At 53.2% G+C, this 22400-nt stretch carries 17 protein-coding genes and 1 pseudogene; 6 read left to right on the top strand and 12 right to left on the bottom strand.

Annotated features, from left to right (window positions below):
* Positions 1–10 precede the first annotated feature (10 nt).
* Genes INT84_RS11470 through INT84_RS11485 form a run of 4 tightly spaced genes read right to left on the bottom strand, consistent with a single transcriptional unit; the run spans position 11 to position 5548 of the window.
* A complete protein-coding gene (locus INT84_RS11470) occupies positions 11–439 on the bottom strand; it encodes a hypothetical protein (protein WP_017384060.1) in 429 nt (142 codons plus the stop codon).
* A gap of 3 nt (positions 440–442) precedes the next feature.
* Positions 443–2560: a hypothetical protein gene (locus INT84_RS11475; protein ID WP_017384059.1), complete on the bottom strand. Its 2118-nt coding sequence runs from the start codon at positions 2558–2560 to the stop codon at positions 443–445.
* Positions 2548–4314, bottom strand: coding sequence for a hypothetical protein (locus INT84_RS11480; RefSeq protein WP_007897920.1), 1767 nt, complete (start codon positions 4312–4314; stop codon positions 2548–2550). Before INT84_RS11480 ends, INT84_RS11475 begins: the two co-directional genes overlap by 13 nt.
* Positions 4301–5548, bottom strand: a complete 1248-nt coding sequence (locus tag INT84_RS11485; protein ID WP_007897923.1) for a site-specific integrase — start codon at positions 5546–5548, stop codon at positions 4301–4303. Before INT84_RS11485 ends, INT84_RS11480 begins: the two co-directional genes overlap by 14 nt.
* 589 nt (positions 5549–6137) lie before the next feature.
* On the opposite strand from INT84_RS11485, the gene INT84_RS11490 reads away from it, so the two are divergent.
* Positions 6138–6797, top strand: a complete 660-nt coding sequence (locus INT84_RS11490; RefSeq protein ID WP_223861955.1) for a hypothetical protein — start codon at positions 6138–6140, stop codon at positions 6795–6797.
* Between the two features lie 135 nt (positions 6798–6932).
* Here the strand turns inward: INT84_RS11490 and INT84_RS11495 are convergent.
* The 5 genes and pseudogenes from INT84_RS11495 to INT84_RS11515 all read right to left on the bottom strand — a co-directional run.
* A pseudogene (locus tag INT84_RS11495) lies at positions 6933–8108 on the bottom strand (YgiQ family radical SAM protein); the annotation flags it as partial.
* A 139-nt stretch (positions 8109–8247) separates the two neighbouring features.
* The gene (ftsP, locus tag INT84_RS11500; protein WP_194206885.1) at positions 8248–9660 is read right to left on the bottom strand and encodes a cell division protein FtsP; all 1413 of its coding nucleotides are present in this window, start codon (positions 9658–9660) and stop codon (positions 8248–8250) included.
* Positions 9661–9720: 60 nt separating this feature from the next.
* Positions 9721–10458: a 1-acylglycerol-3-phosphate O-acyltransferase gene (gene plsC, locus INT84_RS11505; RefSeq protein WP_194206886.1), complete on the bottom strand. Its 738-nt coding sequence runs from the start codon at positions 10456–10458 to the stop codon at positions 9721–9723.
* A gap of 176 nt (positions 10459–10634) precedes the next feature.
* Positions 10635–12893, bottom strand: coding sequence for a DNA topoisomerase IV subunit A (gene parC, locus INT84_RS11510; RefSeq protein ID WP_194206887.1), 2259 nt, complete (start codon positions 12891–12893; stop codon positions 10635–10637).
* A 118-nt stretch (positions 12894–13011) separates the two neighbouring features.
* Positions 13012–13410 (bottom strand): YgiW/YdeI family stress tolerance OB fold protein, encoded by a 399-nt coding sequence (locus tag INT84_RS11515; RefSeq protein WP_194206888.1) that lies wholly within the window; start codon positions 13408–13410, stop codon positions 13012–13014.
* Positions 13411–13553: 143 nt separating this feature from the next.
* On the opposite strand from INT84_RS11515, the gene qseB reads away from it, so the two are divergent.
* The 4 genes from qseB (at position 13554) to INT84_RS11535 (ending at position 16598) form a co-directional block, all read left to right on the top strand.
* A complete protein-coding gene (qseB, locus tag INT84_RS11520) occupies positions 13554–14213 on the top strand; it encodes a quorum sensing response regulator transcription factor QseB (protein WP_194206889.1) in 660 nt (219 codons plus the stop codon).
* Positions 14210–15559, top strand: coding sequence for a quorum sensing histidine kinase QseC (gene qseC, locus INT84_RS11525; RefSeq protein WP_194206890.1), 1350 nt, complete (start codon positions 14210–14212; stop codon positions 15557–15559). The genes qseB and qseC overlap by 4 nt, the downstream gene beginning before the upstream one ends.
* A 106-nt stretch (positions 15560–15665) precedes the next feature.
* A complete protein-coding gene (locus INT84_RS11530) occupies positions 15666–16247 on the top strand; it encodes an NAD(P)H-dependent oxidoreductase (protein ID WP_194206891.1) in 582 nt (193 codons plus the stop codon).
* A 36-nt stretch (positions 16248–16283) separates the two neighbouring features.
* Positions 16284–16598, top strand: a complete 315-nt coding sequence (locus tag INT84_RS11535; protein WP_176918446.1) for a putative quinol monooxygenase — start codon at positions 16284–16286, stop codon at positions 16596–16598.
* A 153-nt stretch (positions 16599–16751) separates the two neighbouring features.
* Here the strand turns inward: INT84_RS11535 and INT84_RS11540 are convergent, their stop codons facing one another.
* From INT84_RS11540 to INT84_RS11550, 3 genes are all read right to left on the bottom strand, one after another.
* A complete protein-coding gene (locus INT84_RS11540; protein WP_194206892.1) occupies positions 16752–17942 on the bottom strand; it encodes a glycoside hydrolase family 88 protein in 1191 nt (396 codons plus the stop codon).
* Between the two features lie 11 nt (positions 17943–17953).
* Positions 17954–19216 carry an oligosaccharide MFS transporter gene (locus tag INT84_RS11545; protein WP_194206893.1) on the bottom strand — a complete coding sequence of 421 codons (1263 nt, stop codon included), beginning with the start codon at positions 19214–19216 and terminating at the stop codon, positions 17954–17956.
* Positions 19217–19443: 227 nt separating this feature from the next.
* Positions 19444–21270 carry a DUF2264 domain-containing protein gene (locus tag INT84_RS11550; RefSeq protein WP_194206894.1) on the bottom strand — a complete coding sequence of 609 codons (1827 nt, stop codon included), beginning with the start codon at positions 21268–21270 and terminating at the stop codon, positions 19444–19446.
* 163 nt (positions 21271–21433) lie between these two features.
* Between INT84_RS11550 and INT84_RS11555 the strand changes: the two genes are divergently transcribed.
* Entirely contained in the window at positions 21434–22282 is an 849-nt protein-coding gene (locus INT84_RS11555) for an AraC family transcriptional regulator (protein ID WP_194206895.1), read from the top strand.
* The last annotated feature ends 118 nt before the right edge of the window (positions 22283–22400 follow it).

The raw sequence follows: 22400 nt of genomic DNA on the forward strand, positions 1-22400 counted from the left end.
CAGTATAGCCTCAGTCCCTGACACCACCCGAGAACGGAATGACGTCCCCTTTCTCCCTCCCGGTGTTGCGTTCAAGCTCCCTGACATACTGCTGTAAAAGTATAAGGTTATGTAACAGCTCTACATTTTCAGCCATCATCTTTTTGATTTCTTCCCTCAGCTCATTTCTCTGACGGCGATACTTTTCTTTCAGCTTGATCTGCTGCTCAATGCCCTGCTCATCAACCGGCGCGGTGCCCTGGCACGTTTTTTTCAGACTGCGGATAGCCTCCCTGACCTGCCTGTACTCAGGACAGTTATAATTCAGGGTGCCGTTTGCCAGCCCCGCTCGTTTTTCCACAGCATACTGGCTGATACGCTCCCCTGATAACATCAGTTCCCTCAGGGCCTGCTCTGCTCTTGCCTGTGTTTTTTTAACCCCCGACTGTTCGTTCGTCATGCTCTATTCATCCTTTTCAAAAAAACGGACAGCATCTGCATAAAAATCTCTCTCAAGCATCAGAAAATCCCTGTCAGCCTGAGGAGCATTATTTCGCACGGCAATCTCCAGAAGGTTGTCATAATGAGCCATCCTGCGTTTCCACACGGGAACAGAATCAGCTCCGGCCAGCATGTTCTCACATCCCGGATTGCAGGACGCTGACTGAACAACCGCCTTAAACTCGCAGTCATGGCCATTCATGCAATAAAAACCGTTTCCAAGAGATACCAGTTTTTGCCCGCCTCGTTTAGCCATGCTCATCGCTTTTTTCAGTGTAGGAAACGTCATCTGATGTAAGTGCCCACCTCTCTGGGACATCAGTAACTTCCCGCCTTCGCCATAAAGCAGGCCTTCATGCTGATAAGAAACAGCCCTGGAAGCTGAGAGTTCGGTATCAACCCTCTCAATCTCGGCAGCGAATGCCTGAGGGATCGCCCGGCTAAAATGCGAAGCGTTGAGTGCACCGGACATATACCACTCCGTCATGCCTCTGATTAAGTGCTTAAACTGCCGGATAAGATCATTAGTAGAAATCAGATCAAGACGCCTGAGGTGTACAGCAAGTGAACGGCGAAACTGATGGGTTCGCAATGGCCAGAAAGCCCCCTCCCGAATCTCCATCGCAACGCGTTCATCATCACGTATGTTTGGATTTAAAAGCCTGAACTCATCAATATGGTCACGTCGGATGAACAGATGGTGTCTTTTCACAAATTTCTTTGCCCACTCAGTCTGGCGCTGCGTCCCCATAAAAGAGAGTTTTTGCTCCGAGAACCACGACCTGATATTTAAAGACAATGGAACATTGTCCAGCGTCTTCCCGTCCAGGCCTGTCATGATTTGATTAATTCTGCGTAAATGCTGAAAAGGCTTTTCCACATAGCGACAAACAACCCAGTCTTCGTGACTTCCACCTTCCGGGGCGAACTTATGCAACACCGAACGAAGTCCCAGGATATCACCATCATAAATCAGTGAACCGTGCATCACGCCAAGCACTTCGCTGTGTCTCATCCCCGACATGGCCTGTATCACATTCATGACTTTTAACGTCAGCTCAAAATGCCAGGTGTTCAGCTTTATGTGATCAACGCCAATAAAATCAGATCTCCAGCGCTTATTTTTATGTACCGAGAACCAGCCCTGCATCCCGGGGCCAAGTGTCGCGAAAAGCGCCCGAATTTCCCCGGCAACAATATTGTAGTAATACGCGGCCCGGTAATCCGGTATGCTTTTTGCTGTCCCTCTTTTACGGGCTTCCAGCATCGACGTATAGTAAGGCGAATCATAAAAACCGTTTATGATAGCGCACAGCCGGGAAAACCCGTCAAAATCGAAATCACTGATTTCAGCATCCAGTTCAGTAATCAGCCCTTCCCAGACAGACATCATAAGACTGAAAGGCATACAATATGTCTGGTTTGAATCATCCACACTGTTGTAACTGTCGAAGCTAATATCAGGAAAGTAACCGTATTTTCGAAGACGGGTATGACCTGTCAGCGAGATATCCGCCAGGTCCATAAAGTAATTACGTAATGTTCTTTCAGAACGCTTCCTGCCGTGCTCATCCTCCTCCTTCATCTTTACAATGAAAGCATTCCGGACAAGCGGAAAACGAAGCTGAAACAGACTGCGATACCCCATAGACTCAATAATACGGGCTCCCGCCACAATGTTTGCACATTTCCGGATCAGGGACTGCGTCTTCGCGGTCCTGCCGACAATCCAGAGCAGGCTGGCTGAGATGATTTTGGCTTCAAGACGCAGTTCAGGATCCCGTATGCCTGAAAAATTAACGGTTCTTAACGTTTCACCAATATGGGTTCTGACATAGCGATTGGTCCAGACATCATCCCTGAAATAAATATTCAGCGTCTCCTCATTGATAAAACGCATATCATGTTCATCTGAGCTGGCGATAACCAGGCAGTTATTCAGACGTTCAAAGCTTTTGTTTTCTAGTGCCTCACAGATGATATCCTCAGTCGGAAACTCATCCCCTGAACGAAGCGGCGTTCCGGCAGGAAACTCCGCCATTCGACTACGGCTTACCTCTTTTTTCTTCAAATCTGCCATACCGGAGCCACACCTTCTCGCTGAAGTTTAACGCGCGCTTTTTTCAGGGTCGCCTCATCTACCAGCCCAAGCCGTAAATCAATCTTCAGGAGTAACGTTTCATAACGCTCCACAGCATTGACCGAACCGATGTACAACGGTTTTCCATACTCGATAGCATGCCTGAATGACAGCAGGAGCCATACAGACTCCAGCGTTTCCACAACGCAACTTTTTGAACATTCGACACAATGAGAAAAATCCGCACAAGCCTTTGGTGTCCGGCCAAATCGTTTTTGCTTTTTTATAAAGCGCAATTCAATATCTGTAGGCGGCTCCTGCGATCGACATCCCAGGCCATTCAATAAAAGATCCACACCCTCATCGCTTCCACGCAGATCGATCCCCAGCTCATCAGCAACTTTTACCCGCTCGGATAACGCACGTGTCGCAATCCCCTGATTCATAAGCGTATCAAGTGCAGCACTGAAGTTTTCCTTCGCCCCCTGTGGGTTACCTGCAGCATAATTCCGCCTGTAAGTGCCCCAGTTATGCTGTGCTTTTTCCGCCGTAATCAGACCATTCTTTAATGTTCTGTCCGTATACTGCTCAGACGTTTTGCGCAAGCCAGAAACGGTAATTGATGGAAGCGAGGGATTAAGCTGCCGCATCGTGGCCCACGCCCCCTCAGAGTTAGAAAATTTAGTCAGATGACTGGGATTAAGAGAATAAAGCTTACGGAATTTCACCTGCGGCTCACTCAGAAACAGCGCCTGTACCGGAGGGAAGTTATCTGCGGAAACCAGATAGTTAACGATGTCGTCCCTGAGCCTGATAAAAGACAGAAACCAGTAATAGCCCGCACGTTTGGTCACATACTCCGATTTACCTATCGTCAGACGTATATACTTATTCGCTCTCCCCTTATAAACATAATCAGTGCTGATACCCTTTTCATCCAGATGTATATCATCCCGCGTCAGACCCAGAACCTGAGAGGTGTTTCCCCATGTGTGGTAACAGAACAGAAAAAAAGAAGTAAGAAAGTAATTTTCCAGAACGTCCCTGATGATGATCTCTGCCCTGCTGACCCCGTTCTCTCCCGGATACCGGAAATACGCTTCATAAACAGGTGCCAGCAAAGACGGTGAGAAATGCCGCACCCCTTTTTCCGATTTAGCGATATGCTCCCGGATACATCCCGCAAGGAACTCATTCATGGATGACAACTGCCTCAGGATCTCGGAAAGTTCATTCCTGGTATAGCTATCCCTTCCCTGCTGCTGATACGTTCCTTTCGGTAAGAATTCATATTCATACCGCCTCTGAATCTGCCCGCCCGTAAGCAAAAACCGGTTGACCACGGACAAGTAGTGTCTTGCCATCCTGACTGAAATTTTTCGCCGACGAATATCGTTCATGAGATGTTTAATATACATTTCAACGCCTTCAGCCGTGCCATAGTCATACTGATTGACTGACTGCCATATAAAAAACATATTGAGATAACGGAAAATGGTTAACCTTCCGGCGGGACGGTAAGACAGAAGAAATCGTTTCAGAGAGGCAATAAAATCGCGTTTTTCAGGGCGGGCAAGATGCGAATGTTCACTAAACCATCCGGGGAGCAACACATAATCTGAAAAATGAGCCTGAAGATAAACGTCAAGTAAATAATATCGGTTCAGATCCCGCTGAGTGATGTGTCCGCTGACCGTCTCCCATGACAGCACATTTTCGGCCATCCACGTTATCTGCGTTTCACTCCGGCTCATATATGGCTCCATCGCGACCTGCAGCACCGTCAATCAATGCGTCCATGACCCCGGCGACTGCATCAGAAATCTGGTTTTGCTGAAGAAAGACGATGTATTTCATCGTCGTATTTTCGCTTTTATGGCCCATCCAGTATTTTACTGTACCCAGCGCATTTGCGGCCTGATCGGGATAGCAACTCAGTGCCGAGCGTAAAAAATGGGTCGCAAACGTTGCCCGCAAATCATGGGGTTTATGTCTGAACACATTTCCCGGAGCAGACCGGGCCAGGCGATGGCGAAAACTGTACCAGCGGGAGTAAAAGGCTTTTTCAGACATCCGTTTCCCGTTTGCCATTAAAAATAAAGGCTCGTGCCGCCCTTCCCCACCCTGTCGTGCACGCCATTTTTGGATCTTCTTTTCATACTCCTCATCCGCCAGATAATCCAGAACCTGCTCGTACAATCGTCTGGTGATGAAGAGTTCTCGCGTCATCCCAAACTTCGTATGAACTCCGCATCTCGGACCAATATGAAGCCCCCTGATGGTCAACTCAGATACAGGGACACTGGCAAGGTACTCTTCAGTAAAGAGTGACGACGGCAGGGTCAGCATTTCATCCAGCCGTAACCCACAATTTTTCATCAGCACAATCATTAAACTGAACAACCCGGACTCAGATTTCAGTGCCTCATCCAGGATATGAACCTCTGCATCATTCAGTGGGTTGATTGTCCTTTTTGTTGTGCTGGTTATCCTGATGGCAAGATCCGAACTTATCACCTTGCGTCGCCCGTCAACGACTTTTTCGACCAACGTAAAAAATGAGCTGGCAGCCAGCTCACCACACTTGCCCAGAAATACGTAAAACCGTCGGATAACGCTGATGTACACCGCCGCGGTGGATGAGGCGATGCGCCCCTGCCTTACGGCCCCCAGAAGATACTCCCTGAAGCCATATGTAGGGCTTTGGTATTTCAACGTTCCCGGGGTGAAAGGGTCAAGTCCGTTATCCTCCAGCCACCTTATCCAGCGTAAAAATGCCCGGGCTAAAGGCTTTAAATCCCTGGCCTGCAGGATAGCTTTATCCATAAGATAAAAGTGTACATATCGGCTCAGTTTTCGATTCTGGATGCCGCTAATATAAGGTATTTCAGCATACAGAAATCCGGGTTCAAATTTCAGTTTCGGCTCTGTTGCATCCAGTTTGCTGACACGCCCATAACGCGCATGAATGTTAGTGATTATCCTCACAGTCTGTCGCCCTGAAACGCCACCTCATGCCTACACTATAAATCCGGAAGAAGAAAAAACAAACAACCAGGTTGCCGGGAGTGAATATGCAAATCAGGAGGAAAGTAAAAGATGTAACGACACCATCACGATGCAATACATTGACCTCAACACGTTACCCGGACCATACGTGATAAACATCACAAATCCTTTGAGTGAAGAACTTAAGATGTGATTTTCATTTCCCGGCACAAACCGTGCCCTTAAAAAACAGGCAACGGATACATCTTAATGCCAGAAGTAAACCTTAATTGATTGAATACAGCCTGAGTCCATTGCAAAAATAACACACAGGGTAAATTCGCATATACAGAACCCAACGAAAAGCAAAAGAAACCTGTAACACATTTCGTTTACCTGTCACTTTCAATTGTAAAAGCCAGCAGAAAAAGCGCATATAACTATATTTATCCCTGCGGGGACTTTTGTTTGTGCTATATATTTTTTACAGAGAACCGCAACGCGTCCAAACACAAGAATATATTTACCTCTGGAAAATGGTCTGACTCCCTTTCACGTGGTTGTAGTGACCTGTTCTGTGATTCATGTAATGTCTTTTCTGGATGAGGAAAATATGTCATCACTGATATTTTATACAGACGAAGCACAAGCACTGATTGTAACAGATACCCTTGCCGTCACCGATAATGGGGAGCCGTTATCTTTTGTTTCCAAAGCAGGTTACATCCCCCAGCTAAGAACCATCATAGCAGGTACGGGGGCAGGTGGATTTTCTAACACCTGGTTGCTTGAAGCATCAACCAGAATGGTCGTATCAGGTATACAAAATCTCAATTATCATACATCGGCCTGTCTAAGGAGGCTGTGGAAACAATACAAGCATGACCATGCAATTCCCTCTTCTTCAACGGTGACAACCAGTGTTTATCAGTTCGCAATTTGCGAGGAAACAGGAAATATCGTTTCGTTCGCCTATCGCTCAGTCCATGATTTCGAATCAGAGCAATTACAATACGGAACAGGAGTAAAACCTGAGTGCCAAATCCTGGATGGGGATTTGTTGCAGACAATTCCTGTAATGATGAATGAACAAAGGGCTATACAGGCGACATACTCACACCCGGAACGGATCCATATTGGCGGTGAGATGATTGCGCATTATCTGACATCATCTATGTATCAATGCTTTAAGATTGGGGAATTTGAGGATTTCAGAACTCAGGGAGAGTATATATTGAGCAGGATTTAGGCAAAACGCGGTTCAGATAAAGTGCTTTTAACAGGCTTGCTGAACATTAAAAGGATATCTCTCAATTACGATGAATAGCTTGAATTCTAAAAATAGAAAAGTAGAGTTTAACTCTAAATACATAAAAACAAGAGTAAACGAGCAGCCGCCGAAGCAGCCGCGCATAATGTTGATGGAGAAGCGGATCATCTCATACGCCGGAATACGGCTGGTGCCATACGCCGGATGCGGCACGCGCTGGTACGGCAGAGCAAACACGCTGTCCATCTCTTCGGTCGAGAGCGGAATGGCGGGCGGGTTGATCCAGATGTAGCGATCGCCGTGCTTCTGCATCAGCGCCCGCGCACAGCCTGGATTGGTCTCATGGTGAAGAATGCGCGAGGCGTGGGCGTACAGCACTTTGTCGCCCTTCACTTTCTCGAAGGACGGCAGCAGGACGTAGGTTTTCTCCCACGGCTTCGGGCGCGGCGGCTGCACGGTGACGGTTTTCGCTTCCTGCTTTTTCGGCGCGACCGGTTTGTTATCCGCGCACGGCAGATCGTCACCGTAAGGATGCGGGATCGGGTCAATCTTCCCCGGCATATCGAGGCGCGTGGAATCCACCCCGCTCCAGCCCGGCAGCGCTTCTTTAACGATAATCGCGGTATTGCGTACATCGCGGATCTGGCTAATCGGCTCGCCCATCGCCAGACGATGCGCCACTTCCACCAGCGGACGCTCGCCGTTGCCGAAGATCAGCATGTCGGCTTTGGCATCCACCAACACCGAGCGGCGCACGGTATCAGACCAGTAGTCATAATGCGCGGTGCGCCGCAGGCTGGCCTCAATACCACCGAGGATCACCGGCACGTCTTTCCACGCCTCTTTACAGCGCTGGGTATAGGCGAGCGTTGCGCGATCCGGACGCTTGCCCGCCACGTTATCCGGTGTATAGGCATCGTCGTGGCGCAGCTTGCGATCCGCGGTATAGCGGTTGATCATCGAGTCCATATTGCCCGCCGTCACGCCGAAGAAAATATTCGGCTTGCCGAGGCGCATAAAGTCATCTTTGCTGTTCCAGTCCGGCTGGGCGATGATCCCCACCCGGAAGCCCTGCGCCTCCAGCATTCGCCCACAAATCGCCATACCGAAGCTCGGGTGATCGACATACGCATCGCCGGTGACGAGAATAATGTCGCAGCTATCCCAGCCAAGTTGATCCATCTCTTCGCGCGACATCGGCAAAAATGGCGCAGGGCCAAAGCAGGCCGCCCAGTACTGCGGCCAGGAGAAAAGGTCACGATCCGGCTGGATCAGGGATATTGCGCTCATAATGCTTCCGGGGAAAAAATAATCAAAGGGCGTGGATTATAAGCCGAATATCATCGATAAATGAAGGGAGATTTTGCTGTAGTGGGTCATGGTTAGTCTGTTGAATCAGAGCCTGCCACTGGCAGGCTCTAAAAAAACGTTACGGTGCCGGGTTCACCAACAGCTGTCCTATCGATCCCCGGTCCGCCATTTCCAGTGTCTGACTGGCAAACTGGAACGGGAAATGCGCCCATGATGGCTGACCGAAATAGACCAGCAGTTCCACCTGACCGTCGATCCAGACGGTATCTTTCCAGCCCCGGTCTTCCGGGAACGGCATTGCGCCGTTCACATTGCGGATCTGGAACATCACGCCTTCAATGTGAAAAGATTGCGGCTCGTCGGCACGCACCGTCCAGCGCTCCCAGGTTCCCTGCTGGGCAGTAATATCGATCCGCTGTGGATCCCAGAGCTGACCATTGATGCCCGGATCGTCGCCGAGGCTGATATCACGACTGCGCACCGGTGCGCCGCTGATCAACTCCGCTGGCAGCAGGCGCTGCGGCAGGCTGTCAGTGACCAGCGGCAGCAGGCCCGTCGGACGTAACGTCAGCACCAGGGTCGAAATCAGGATGCTCGACGGTTCAAAGAAGCCGCGAATACGGTCCATAATGCCCGCCGCTTCGCCACAGGTGATGGAGACTTCATCGCCGTTGGTCATATCCACGAGGATCTCACGCCGTTCGCCCGGTGCCAGCGAAAGCTGTTTGAGCGATACCGGCGCAGGCAGAAAGCCCTGATCGCCGGAGATCACGTGGATGGCGCGACCGTCACTCATTTGCAGTTGATAGCGACGAGCGTTAGACGCATTCAGCAGGCGCAGGCGTACCCAGCCGCGAGAGACTTCGACGTAAGGACTCTGCGCGCCGTTTACCAGCAGCGTATCGCCCACAAATCCGCCGCTGCCCGGCTCGCTGTACTCCGGCGTGCCGAAGTTATCCAGCCGTTTATCCTGAAGAATGATCGGGAAATCATCCACGCCATAGTGGCTCGGGATCGGCAACGACTTACTGATTTCATCCTCCACCAGCCACATTCCGGCCAGGCCCTGATAGACCTGCTCGGCCATGCGGTTCGGGGTGTTGGCGTGATACCACAGCGTCGCAGCGCTCTGGCGAATGGGCAATACCGGTGCCCAGTCCGCGTTGGGTGACATCATCCGTGCCGCGCCGCCGATCAGCGGCCCAGGGACCTGCAAACCGCTAACGGTCATGGCGACGTTCTCAGTCATCCGGTTGCTGTAGATGAGCTTAACGTCATCACCGCGCCAGACGCGAACGGTCGGCCCCAGATAGCGTCCGTTAATGCCCCAGACAGACGCCCGCGTGCCCGGCGTAAACGACCAGTGCGAACGCTGTAGCGTCAGAAAGATCGGCTGTCCGCGACGGGACTCCAGCAACGGAGGAACCGGCAACGCCTGCTGCTGTCCGGCAGCGTTTGCCCTCAGCGGCACCGCACCAGCGCAAAGCGCCAACCCTGATGCCTGAACAAACTGACGCCGACTGAGTGACATATGTGCTCCATAGAGAAAAAATAGGTAAAAGGGATCCATTTCCCGCCGGACAAAACCGGATTAACGCTTCTCTGCCGCTTCCCGCTCGGCGACTTCCTGATCAAGCTCTGCAATTTTAGCGGCCATGATTTCACGGCAGTGCGCGGCGAGATCGCGAACCTGATCTTTGCCCCACGCACTGGTATCAATCGGCGGCAGCATTTCAACAATCACCAGGCCGTTATTCAGCCGGTTAAGCTTGATTTTATTCGAGGTGTTCGACACGCAAACCGGAATAACCGGCACGCCTGCCGCAATCGCCGCATGAAAGGCACCGGTCTTGAACGGTAACAGGCCACGCCCCCGGCTGCGCGTTCCTTCCGGGAACATCCAGATGGAAATACGGCGCTTTTTGAACTGATCGACCACGGCGGCGATGGTGCTGTGCGCCCGGGAACGGTTATTACGGTCAATCAGCAGGTTGCCGGTCAGCCAGTACAGCAGGCCGAAGAACGGGATCCAGACGAGGCTTTTTTTGCCGACGGTGACGGTTGGCGGCTGCACGATGCTGGATGCCGTGACCATGTCGTAGTTGTTCTGGTGGTTAGCAATATAGATAGCGTTGCCAAAGTTTGCGGCATCGGGCGGAAGTCGGCGCTCCACTTTCAGGCCAAATACCGGCGCGAGGCGACCAAACATATGGCCGAAGGTGGCAACGTGTTTTGGGTTACGCGGACTAAACAGACAGTAAATACAGCCGAATACGCATACCAGGATGCTGTAGATGACCACAACAATTAAACGCAAAATTGAAAGCATAGCTACCTCTGACACCCGTTTCGCTTAGAATTATACGTTACCGTTATGCGAAACAGTATGTGGTGAATTGCAGGTTCCCAAAATGGGTATTGTTAATCGCAACGGGTGAATTAACAACGGTTTTGCGGCAATTTTTAACCGCATCCCCTTCCGCTGCCGGAAGGGGATATCAGGATTTACTCTTCGCTATCGCCTGCGCTCGCCCGGCGCGGAGAGTCGATATCCACGCGGTCGATTTTTTGCAGGCCGCGCATCAGCGAACCGCGACGTCCACGCTCGCCGACCACTTTCTGCAACTCTTCCGGACGCAGCTTGATCTTGCGCTTGCCGACGTGGATGGTCAGCGTGCTCTGCGGCGGTAAGATGAAGAGATGCGCCAGGCCGTCTGTACCGGCAGCCGCTTCAGCACCAGGAATGCTGATGATCTTGTTGCCCTTGCCTTTCGACAGCTGCGGCAGGTCGCTGACCGGGAACATTAGCATCCGTCCGGCGTGAGTGATCGCCAGCAGCATATCGGATTCATCTTCGATCACCAGCGGCGGCAGAACGTGCGCGTTCTCCGGCAGCGTAATCAGCGTCTTACCCGCGCGGTTGCGCGAGACCAGATCGTTGAAGGTGCAGACAAAGCCATAGCCCGCGTCCGACGCCATCAGCAGTTTCTGCTCGTCGCCGGTCATCAGCATATGCTCAACCGTCGCTCCCGGCGGCAGCGTCAGTTTGCCGGTTAACGGCTCGCCCTGCCCGCGCGCCGACGGCAACGTGATAGGATCGATAGCGTAACTGCGACCCGTGGTATCGATAAACACCACCGGCTGATTGCTCTTACCTTTTACCGAGGCTTTCCAGCTATCGCCTGCTTTGTAGTTCAACCCCTGCGCGTCGATATCGTGGCCCTTGGCGCTACGCACCCAGCCCATCTGCGACAGGACGATAGTTACCGGTTCGGACGGCAGCATATCGTGCTCGCTCATCGCTTTCGCTTCTTCACGCTCCTGCAACGGTGAACGACGGTCATCGCCGAACGCGTCGGCATCAGCCTGAAGTTCTTTCTTCAGCAGGGTGTTCATCTTACGCTCGGACGCCAGAATGCCCTGCAACTGATCGCGCTCTTTTTCCAGCTCGCTCTGCTCGCCGCGAATTTTCACCTCTTCCAGTTTGGCGAGATGGCGCAGTTTCAGTTCGAGGATCGCTTCGGCCTGGGTTTCGCTGATACCAAAACGCGACATCAGCGCGGGTTTCGGCTCATCTTCCGTGCGGATGATTTCAATCACTTCGTCAATGTTGAGAAACGCGACCAGCAAACCTTCGAGGATATGCAGGCGCTTAAGTACTTTCTCCAGACGGTGATTGAGGCGGCGGCGCACGGTATCGCGGCGGAACACCAGCCATTCGCTTAAGATCTCCAGCAGGTTTTTCACCGCCGGGCGACCGTCGAGGCCGATCATGTTCAGGTTAATGCGGTAGCTTTTTTCCAGATCGGTCGTGGCGAACAGGTGATTCATCACCTGATCCATATCCACCCGGTTGGAGCGCGGCACGATCACCAGACGCGTCGGGTTTTCGTGATCCGATTCGTCGCGCAGGTCATCGACCATCGGCAGCTTTTTGTTGCGCATCTGGGCGGCGATCTGCTCCAGCACGCGCGCGCCGGAGGTCTGATGCGGCAGTGCGGTGATCACCACCGCGCCATCTTCTTTTTTCCATACCGCGCGCATGCGCACGGAACCGCGCCCGTTCTCGTAAATTTTACGAATTTCCGCGCGCGAGGTGATGATTTCCGCTTCGGTCGGGTAGTCCGGCCCCTGGACGATATCCAGCAGGTCGTTCAGTGTGGTTTTCGGCTGCTCAATTAATTTGATCGCCGCATTCGCCACTTCACGCAGGTTGTGCGGTGGAATATCCGTCGCCATCCCCACCGCAATGCCGGTGGTGCCGTTAAGCAGAATATTCGGCAGACGCGCAGGCAGCATTTTCGGCTCCTGCATCGTGCCGTCGAAGTTCGGCACCCAGTCGGCGGTGCCCTGCCCCAGCTCGCTTAGCAGCAGCTCGGCGTATTTGGACAGGCGCGATTCGGTATAACGCATCGCCGCAAAAGATTTCGGATCGTCCGGCGCACCCCAGTTCCCCTGGCCATCGACTAGCGGATAGCGGTAAGAGAACGGCTGCGCCATCAGCACCATCGCTTCGTAGCAGGCGCTGTCGCCGTGCGGATGGTACTTACCGAGAACGTCGCCGACGGTACGGGCGGATTTTTTAAATTTCGCGCTGGCATTCAGCCCCAGTTCCGACATCGCGTAAACGATGCGGCGCTGCACCGGCTTTAAGCCATCGCCAATAAACGGCAATGCCCGGTCCATGATGACGTACATGGAGTAGTTCAGGTAGGCGTTTTCTGTGAATTCATGCAGCGCAAGGCGCTCTGCCATATCGCTCATTGATTGTGATTCCTCAACTTACACCCGGCTATTTATGGGGCAATATTGCCGCAGATACTACCCTATCTGCCGCGTTGAGTCACAAAGAAAAGGGCCGGAGAACCGGCCCGAAGGGGAATTATTTAGCGACTTTGTTAATGTGTTTCACGTCAATCTCAATGGAGTTACGACCTTTGTCCACTTCCCCCTGAATTTCAACGGTATCCTGCGGGGTAATGGTGACGCCGTTCCAGCGCTTGTCATCGATATCGACGTTAATCGTTCCGGAAGCATCTTTAAACAGATAGAGTTCGTCACCCACGCGCTCAACCAGCGTACCGCGCAGGGTGACCGGCGCATCGTCATTGAGCTTTTTCGCGTTTTCGACGGTAATCGCGCTACTGTTCGGGCCTTTGAATCCGTCATTTTGCGCGGCGTTCTGCGTCGCATTTGGCCCGTTAAACCCGCCCTGATCGGCAGCAAACGCCGGAGCAGTACAGAGCGCCAGGACAGCAGCCATTGCGGCAAATTTTTTCATGTGATCCTCTCCCTTCAGTTTATTTCATCTTCATTAAACAGTGTAATGCTTAACAACTTCTTAAGCAGACGAAATATAATTCTCCGCAACACGTTCAGTGTGAGAAGGTCAAAGCGGGTGGATGGATTAACACGGAGAGTCTGATGCGTATTTTGCTGATAGAAGATGACAAGCTGATCGGCGATGGCTTAAAAGCCGGGCTGGCGAAAATGGGATTTAGCCTCGACTGGTTTACCCGGGGCGAAGAGGGGCGAGCGGCACTGTACAGCGCACCTTACGATGCGGTGATCCTCGATCTCACCCTGCCCGGTATGGACGGGCTGGATATTCTGCGCGAGTGGCGCGAGAAGCTGCATGACGAACCGGTACTCATCCTCACCGCGCGCGATGCCCTGACGCAGCGCGTCGAGGGGCTGCGGCTTGGCGCGGATGATTATCTGTGTAAACCCTTCGCCTTAATTGAGGTTGCCGCCCGCCTGGAAGCGCTGATCCGCCGCGCTCACGGCAAATCACGCAGCGAGCTGAGCCACGGTCAGGTGACGCTCGATCCCGGCAGTTTGATGGCAACGCTGGCCGGGGAGCCTTTGTCCCTGAAGCCCAAAGAGTTTGCGCTGCTTGAACTGTTGATGCGCAATGTCGGACGCGTGCTGCCGCGTAAGCTGATTGAGGAGAAGCTATATTCCTGGGATGACGAAGTGTCGAGCAATGCCGTTGAGGTGCATGTCCATCACCTGCGGCGTAAGATCGGCAGCGAGTTTATCCGTACTGTTCACGGCATTGGCTATACGCTAGGTGACGCATGATCTTTACCCGACGCCTGAGCCTGGGCCTCAGGCTAACCCTGCTTTTTTTACTGCTGGCGCTAACCGCCTGGTTTTGTGCCAGTCTGGTCGCCTGGCATCAAACCACTAAGCAGCTTAATACCCTGTTTGATACCCAGCAGTTACAGTTTGCCCGGCGCATCAGCGCGATGGATTTTAACGAGATCCGCTCGCCGCAACCGCCGCTGATCCCCTCGAGAAGGGTTAAAAACGGTCATTATGATGATGACGTGATGGCCTTCACTATCTATACGCCTGACGGCGTGATGGTGCTGCATGATGGCGAAAACGGCCGCGATATTCCGTTTAATTATCATCAGGATGGCTTTGAGGATGGCTACCTTAATACCGACGATGACAAATGGCGCTTTCTGTGGCTGACGACGCCGGATAACCGCTATCGCATCGTGGTGGGCCAGGAGTGGGAATATCGCGAGGAGATGGCGCTGAAGATTATTACCTCGCAGCTTACCCCGTGGCTGATCGCCCTGCCGCTGATGTTATTGCTGTTAATCGTGCTCCTGAACCGCGAACTGGCCCCGCTGAGGAAATTAACCCATACCCTGCGCCGTCGCGCGCCGGAAACGGCGGATACCCTGAGCACCAAAGGCGTTCCCAGCGAAGTTCGCCCGCTGGTGGATGCGCTGAATCATCTGTTTTATCGCACGCACGAGATGATGACCCGCGAGCGTCAGTTCACTTCGGATGCGGCACACGAACTGCGCAGTCCGCTGACCGCACTGAAGGTGCAGACCGAGGTGGCCCAGCTTTCGATGGACGATCCGCAGGCGCGGGAAAAAGCGCTGGCGCAGTTGCATGCGGGGATCGACCGCGCCACCCGACTGGTCGATCAGCTACTTACCCTCTCAAGGCTGGATTCGCTGGACAATCTTGACGACGTGCAGCCGATTGCGCTGGCGGATCTGCTGCAATCGGCGGTGATGGATATTTATCATTGCGCGCATCAGGCGGGCGTAGAAGTCGGTCTGCAACGTAACGCAGAAAACGTCACGCATACCGGGCAGCCGCTGCTGTTGAGCCTGCTGGTCCGCAACCTGCTTGATAACGCCGTGCGCTATAGTCCGCCGGGTAGCCGGGTCACCATTACCCTGGATAGCCAGTGCTTTATGGTGCGGGATAACGGCCCCGGCGTTGATAACCACACGCTTGCGCGCCTTGGCGAGCGTTTTTACCGTCCGCCTGGTCAGGATGAGCCGGGGAGCGGGCTGGGGCTGTCGATTGTTCAGCGCATCGCGGCGCTGCATCAGATGTCGGTCTCTTTCGACCACGCGCCCGGCGGCGGGTTTGAGGTGCAGGTACGCTGGTGACCTTATTATTGCGCTATAAGCAAAAGTCTTTGCACATTTTGCTAATTTCACCGTTTTGCGCGCTGACGTACTATAGCGGGCAAATGCAATTCATCAGGAACACATAATGAGCAACATTCTGATTATTAACGGTGCGAAAAAGTTCGCTCACTCCAACGGCCAGCTTAACGATACGATGACGGATGTCGCGCAAAGCTACCTGCGCGATGCCGGTCATCAGGTCCGCGTTGTGCGTGCAGAGAGCGACTACGACGTGAAAGAGGAAGTGCAGAACTTCCTGTGGGCCGACACGATTATCTGGCAAATGCCGGGCTGGTGGATGGGCGCGCCGTGGACCGTGAAAAAGTACATCGATGACGTGTTTACCGAAGGTCACGGCTCGCTGTACGCCAGCGATGGACGCACCCGCTCCGATGCCAGTAAAAAATATGGCTCCGGCGGCCTGCTGCACGGTAAAAAATATATGCTTTCCCTGACCTGGAACGCGCCGATGGACGCCTTTACCGATAAAGAGCAGTTTTTCCATGGCGTCGGCGTGGACGGCGTGTACCTGCCGTTCCATAAAGCCAATCAGTTCCTGGCCCTCGAACCCCTGCCAACCTTTATTGCCAACGACGTGATCAAACTTCCCGATGTTCCGCGCGATATCGCAGAATATCGCAAGCATCTGGCGGCGATTTTTGGTTAAATGTGGGGATTAATTGCACAAGGAGTTGAGTAAATCATGTTGACAGTCATTGCTGAAATTCGTACCCGTCCAGGCCAGCATCATCGTCAGGCAGTGCTGGACCAGTTTGCAAAAACTATTCCTCTCGTTCTTCAGGAAGAGGGTTGTCACGGCTATACGCCGCTGGTGGATCATGCGGCAGGCGTTAGTTTCCAGACCACGGCCCCGGATTCCATCATCATGCTGGAGCAGTGGGAAAGCGTGGCGCACCTTGAAGCACACCTGCAAACGCCGCACATGAAAGCGCACGGCGAGGCGGTGAAAGGCAGCGTTCTGGAGACCCATATTCGTATTCTGGAGCAAGGGGTTTAATCCGGCGCTCTGCCTCGTTTGCCGGGCGGCCCTGCGTTTGCCCGGCCTACGATCACTACCATGCTCTATACCGTAGGCCCGGTAACCAGTCACCGGGCCTGACCTCACCAGCTTACCGTAGGCCCGGTAAGCGCAGCGCCACCGGGCATGACCTCACCAGTACAACTTCCAGCTTTGCGTGATCCTGACCAGCGCCTCCACGTAAAAATAATCCCCCCAGCTACAGCACTCATCCACGCCTTTATCACTGGCAAGATGATAAACCGAATGCTTCAGCAGGCCGTTCCCCGGCTCGTTCAGCCCGGTGAGGTAGTTTTCCGTCAGCGAAGAGAAGATTTTCAGCGCCCACTGTTGATACGTTTCGCGATCCGGATCGGTTACCGGCAACTGTTTCACCAGCTCCAGCAGTCCGCACACCGCAATCGCCGCCGAGGAGGAGTCGCGCAGCGCATCGGTGCCGACCAGCGCCAGATCCCAGTGACACACGCCGTCTTCCGGCAGGCGGTTGAGGAAATAGTTCGCCAGCCGCTTCGACAGCGCCACCATGGTTTTATCGCCGGTATAGAGATAGCTCAGCAGGAAGCCGTAAATTCCCCACGCCTGGCCGCGCGACCAGCAGGAGTCGTCCGCATACCCCTGCTGCGTATTGCCATAGCGCGCTTCGCCGGTAACAACGTCCATATAGTAGGTGTGAAAAGTAGAAGCATCCGGGCGGATCAGATATTTGGCCGCCTGCATGACGTGTGCTTTCGCCGCTTCGGCATAGCGCGGATCGCCGGTCTGCTCAGTCGCCCAGTACAGCAGCGGCAGGTTCATATTGCAGTCGATAATCATCCGTCCCGCCTGCTCAGGATCCTTAAGATCGCCCCACGCCTGAATGATATGCGCCTTTGCATGAAAGCGTTCCAGCAACGCCTCCGCCGCCTGTAACGCAAAGCCGCGCGCCTCCCGGTTGCCGGTCAGCCGCCAGGCCGCCATACAGGAGAGCGTGTATAAAAAGCCCAGGTCATGAGTATTGGTATCGTGACGACTGGCAATGCGCACGCCAAAAGAGCGCACGTGCTTTTCCGCCAGCTGGCGGAAGGCCTCGTCGCCGCTCATTTCCCACGCCAGCCAGAGCTGTCCGGTCCAGAAGCTCGTGGTCCACTCCACATTATCCGTTAGCGGATATTGTCCATTAACGCAGGCTTCCGCCGGGAATTTTTCACCGAACTCCGTTAAATGACGGCGAATCAGTTCAAGGGTGTGATGACGTGCTGAGTTTAATTGATCTTTCAGCGCCTGCGGATCTAATGGCGCATCCGGACATTCACGTAATCTTTCCTCGGCGATGTGATTTAACATATTTCGGTTCCTTATTTAACAGTGCTATTTTCAGCGACATCATATTTTGCTCGCCCCCGCGCCTGACAGGCGGAAAGCGTGAAAGCAGAAATAAACGTAAAGAACAGCGCCGTAGCTCCCATAATGATATAGGTGTGCTCGAAGCCAATGCGGTCATACAATATGCCAGCCGGAGAAGAGACCACGACATTACCGACATACAGCATTGCCTGATAGCCGAGTAAATACATGGTGGCGTTAACGCGCTTATCGAAATGCTCCGCGATATATTTAAATACCGAGACCAGCAACAGACAAATCTCCAGACCGTAAAGCGGTTTGAGGATAGAAATCAGCAGGTGAGAATCACACAGTCCGGAAATAATCAGACGCGCGCCGACCAGCGCACCCACCAGCAGCAGACCGCGCTTCGCGCCGATAGCGTTGACGAAGAACGGAACCACCATATACATGATGAATTCCATGCCGGACTGCACCGTACCGAGGTAGCCGAAGATAGCGTTGCCCTGATGAATGTCATCAAAGAAGGTGACGAAATAGCGCGAGAACTGTTGCTCGGCAATAAACATCATCCACGCGACGCCTGCGACATACAGGCAAAAGGCCCAGAATTTGCGGCTTTTCAGCAGTTGCCAGACGTCAGCCGGCACAATTTTTTGTTTCGCCAGTACCTCGCCCGCCTGTGCCGAATTCACGTTGACCTTCAGGCTGATTAAGACGATCAGCATAACGATCGACGCCACGCTGCCGAGGATAAAGTTATACGCCGGAGAGAGGTTAAACAGCAGTCCGGAGAACGAGGATGCCACCGCCCAGCCGAGCGATCCCCACATACGAATTTGACCGAATTCCATGCCGTTCAGGCGGCTAAAGCGGTCGGAGTAGGATTCGCAGGCGGCAACGCCAGCATACCAGGCGAAGCTCAGGTAAATCGCCCCGACGATAATGCCCGCCAGCGTATTCGAGATTAATAGCGGCTGGTAAACATAAATAAAGAACGGAGCCATTAGTGCCGATATAATAACGACAAAATAGAGCAGATATTTACTCATGCCAATTTTATCGAGAATATAGCCGTAGATGGGCTTCAGGATCACCGAGAAGATACCGTTAACCGCGAAGACGGTGCCGATTTCAGTGCCGCTTAAATTCGCTTTTTGCCCTAGCCAGATTGCCAGCAGACCGATGCTCGCAGACCAGGTAAAAAAGTAGAGAAAGATAAAAGAGCTGATTTTGTAATATTCAGCTCTGTTTTTCGTTGGCGTATTTTCCATACTTTCCTCGACGAAAATAGAGTAGATAGTAAAGTCAATGTGTTGGTTTTTTGCCGGGTCAGACCACCCTCACCGCGAGGGTGTGGGGGCGCGTAACTCATCATTGACCACAGCGTCGTATTCTTGTCGGATGGCGGCTTCGCCTTATCCGACCTACAAAAACGTTCAGGCCATTCTCCAGCGTAGGCCCGGTAAGCGCAGCGCCACCGGGCAGGACATCGCCGGCCTCACAGCGGAATGACGACCCGCTTCCCGCTCGCGGGATCGGTTACGATCATCTGCTGGTTATCAATCGCCAGGTCCGGCACCTGCGCAAAGGTTTTACGGCTGTCGCCGCTGGCCGCCACCGCACCATAGAGCCAGCTCACGCCCACCGGAACCTCGCCGCGCAACACAGGAATGGCAGCGCATTCGGCGAACATCACGCTGCTGTTCGGGGGAGTAATAATGCAATCTGCCTGACGTTTTCCTTGCGCCGCAAGACAGCGGATGGTGCTGGCACCGTTCGCCGCCTGAATCAAACAGCCGTCATCCGTGAGCTGGTGTGCCGCTTTCATTACCGCAAAGCCCCCTTCCACGCTGGTTAACCGACGGGCACTGTCGATACGATGCACGCGCAGGTGCCACTCGCCGCAGGGGATAAGCCAGCTGTCGATATGAACATCGTTCCACGCAGACCAGCGCGAGAAGATAAAGTCCTCATGCACCTGTACCGCCTCACAGCCGCGGCGGCCGCGGAAGTAATCGTCGTTCTCGCTGAGCAGCAGCATATTGTCGCAGGCCGCGTGTTTAATCCCGTAGCGTCCGCGCTCGATGGTAAAACCGAAGCGGCTGGAGTAAGCGAATTTGGTGTATTTCGCCTCGGTATTGACGTAGTTGTTCAGCTCCAGCTGTCCGGAAGTCAGCATGACCACATGCTGCGATGCCTCACTATGCATCAGGATCTGCTGGGCATGAGCAATAGCGCGGGTCTCAGCCAGCTCCGGTAGCGCTTTCTCTTCCGCCTGCCAGAATGGATGCTCCGCAGGCAACGCAAGAATAAGGAAAACCTTCAGCGCCCAGTACGGCGAGCCGGGCGAGTTGTAGTCTTCGCACATCGTCAGGTTGGGATAAGCGAACCCCAGCGTCAGAATGCCGTCGCGATCAAAAATCGGTTTATCCAGCCACCAGCGCAGATGGCGCAGGATCACGCCTTTAATTTCGCCCGGCGTGAGCACATCCAGCCCGGCAAACGCCACCGCGCTCCAGAAAGCGACCATCGCAAAGCGGTAGGTCAGGCTGCGGCCAAAGGGCACAGACGCACCATCTGCCGCCGACATATAGATAAAATCTTCGGCAAACCGACATGAACGCTCGCGCAGCACGGCGGCGCGTTCGGGATCGTCTTCCGCATTCAGGGTGGCGTAAATCAGGCCGTAGAAATGAAACGCCATTGAGATGTAATAATCTTTCGGTCTGCCGGGACCGTCTGAGTACCAGCCGTCGCCAAGATAGTAGGCTTCCATCTGGTTAAAGCGGCGCTCAACCGCCTGTTGATCCCACGGCAGCCCGGCACGCTTAAAGCCCAGTTGCACAATGATGGCGAAATAGTTCCAGTTACTGTCCGGCATTTCAGCATCGGTGATTTGATCCAGCCAGCGGTGTAAATTGCGCAGCTCGCGCTCGCTAAAGACGTCGGTGAGCTTATCCTGTAACAGGGCAAGCCCCAGACCGTAGGCCGCCATCTCTACCAGCCGCTGATCGTAAGGCCCGGTTTCGCCCCAGTAGCCTGCATTTTCCGGGTCGGTACCCAGCCGGATGGCGTCGATATATTTCTTGCTCAACGTCGTTTCGACGCCGCCTGCCAGCAGTGGGAAAAGCCCCCACAACGCGCGTGACAGCCCCTCCATATTGGCGATCCCTACGTCATAATGCGCGCAGGTATTGCCCAGCGGAAACTGTGCGCTGTCGGCAGGAAATTGCTTATCCAGCGCGCCAAGCATTGAGACCAGCGCCGCGATAACGTCGTCGCGCGAAGACAACGATATTGATTTTTCTTTTGTCGCCGTAGTCATTGGTTTGTCCTCTACGAAAGTGGCTAAAGCATAGAGAATCGCGACCTCTCAGAAATGTTACCCACGTCACAACTGGATTATTTAACTGAACCACCTATTGAGAAAATTTAAAATAGTGGTTTATTTATTAATTACAGGTCGTAAAAATTTAATTTGGTTGCACATGGGTGAGAACTGGAATGCTGAACGTCTGGAGCTGATTGCGCTGAACGATACCGTCGTGTCGTTTAGCCGCCTTTTTGCGAATACCGTTCGCTACCATCACTGGCATCAGTGTCTGGAAGTGCTGTATGTGGAGGAGGGTTTCGGCGTGGTAATGGTCAATAACCGCCAGTACACCATGCGGCCGGGGCGAATGTTTTTCTTTCCACCGTTTACCATTCATAAAGTGATGGTGGACGAAAAGGCGCAGGAGAGCTATCGCCGGACCATCATTCACGTCGATCAGCATGTTATCGCCAAAACGCTGCGCGATTTTCCACAAAACCAGAGCTGGCTGCTGGCGCTCTCCGCGCGCGGCGGCCAGGCGTTTGTTGCCGATCTCAGCGAAATACATTCGCATCTTGATGCCCTGTTTAGCCGCTACGCGCAGAGGGCGGCGGAGACCGGTTTGAATACGGAAAATGTCGCCTGTCTGCTGATTATGTTATTCAGTATGCTGCCGCAGGATCGGGAGAAAATGCCGGAGAGCCATCGGGGGATCGCCAGCGAGGTGATGTTCTGGCTGGAAGAGAATTATCGGCATAAGTTTAGTCTGGAGAGGCTGGCGCAGGATCTGCAAAAGTCACGCAGCTACGTCTCCCGCCGCTTTCATCTGGAAACGGGGGAGAATATTCATGACTATCTCAACACTATTCGCCTGCGCAAGGCCTGCGAACTGCTGCTACACAGCACGTTAAGTATCGGCGACATCGCCTGTCAGGTCGGATTTTCTGATGTGACCTGGTTTATTACCTCCTTTAAAAAGGGAATTGGCGAGACGCCGCTCCAGTACCGCAAAAATCACCGCTGACCGGCACGTCGCTGGCAAAATAATAAATAATGTGAATATATATTGATATATACATTCACCATATGGATGCATATATCCATTGCGACATATTTTTATACAAATGAAGCCCTTATACCGG

The organism is Superficieibacter sp. 1612_C1 (assembly GCF_015234305.1).
In the GTDB taxonomy this organism is placed as follows: Bacteria; Pseudomonadota; Gammaproteobacteria; order Enterobacterales; family Enterobacteriaceae; genus Superficieibacter.

Coding starts and splice junctions, on each gene's coding strand:
- qseC (WP_194206890.1), top strand. CDS start 14,210: ATGATCTTTACCCGACGCCTGAGCCTGGGCCTCAGGCTAACCCTGCTT.
- plsC (WP_194206886.1), bottom strand. CDS start 10,458: ATGCTTTCAATTTTGCGTTTAATTGTTGTGGTCATCTACAGCATCCTG.
- INT84_RS11540 (WP_194206892.1), bottom strand. CDS start 17,942: ATGTTAAATCACATCGCCGAGGAAAGATTACGTGAATGTCCGGATGCG.
- INT84_RS11545 (WP_194206893.1), bottom strand. CDS start 19,216: ATGGAAAATACGCCAACGAAAAACAGAGCTGAATATTACAAAATCAGC.
- INT84_RS11550 (WP_194206894.1), bottom strand. CDS start 21,270: ATGACTACGGCGACAAAAGAAAAATCAATATCGTTGTCTTCGCGCGAC.
- INT84_RS11535 (WP_176918446.1), top strand. CDS start 16,284: ATGTTGACAGTCATTGCTGAAATTCGTACCCGTCCAGGCCAGCATCAT.
- INT84_RS11475 (WP_017384059.1), bottom strand. CDS start 2,560: ATGGCAGATTTGAAGAAAAAAGAGGTAAGCCGTAGTCGAATGGCGGAG.
- INT84_RS11530 (WP_194206891.1), top strand. CDS start 15,666: ATGAGCAACATTCTGATTATTAACGGTGCGAAAAAGTTCGCTCACTCC.
- INT84_RS11555 (WP_194206895.1), top strand. CDS start 21,434: ATGGGTGAGAACTGGAATGCTGAACGTCTGGAGCTGATTGCGCTGAAC.
- INT84_RS11515 (WP_194206888.1), bottom strand. CDS start 13,410: ATGAAAAAATTTGCCGCAATGGCTGCTGTCCTGGCGCTCTGTACTGCT.
- qseB (WP_194206889.1), top strand. CDS start 13,554: ATGCGTATTTTGCTGATAGAAGATGACAAGCTGATCGGCGATGGCTTA.
- ftsP (WP_194206885.1), bottom strand. CDS start 9,660: ATGTCACTCAGTCGGCGTCAGTTTGTTCAGGCATCAGGGTTGGCGCTT.
- parC (WP_194206887.1), bottom strand. CDS start 12,893: ATGAGCGATATGGCAGAGCGCCTTGCGCTGCATGAATTCACAGAAAAC.
- INT84_RS11470 (WP_017384060.1), bottom strand. CDS start 439: ATGACGAACGAACAGTCGGGGGTTAAAAAAACACAGGCAAGAGCAGAG.
- INT84_RS11480 (WP_007897920.1), bottom strand. CDS start 4,314: ATGAGCCGGAGTGAAACGCAGATAACGTGGATGGCCGAAAATGTGCTG.
- INT84_RS11490 (WP_223861955.1), top strand. CDS start 6,138: ATGTCTTTTCTGGATGAGGAAAATATGTCATCACTGATATTTTATACA.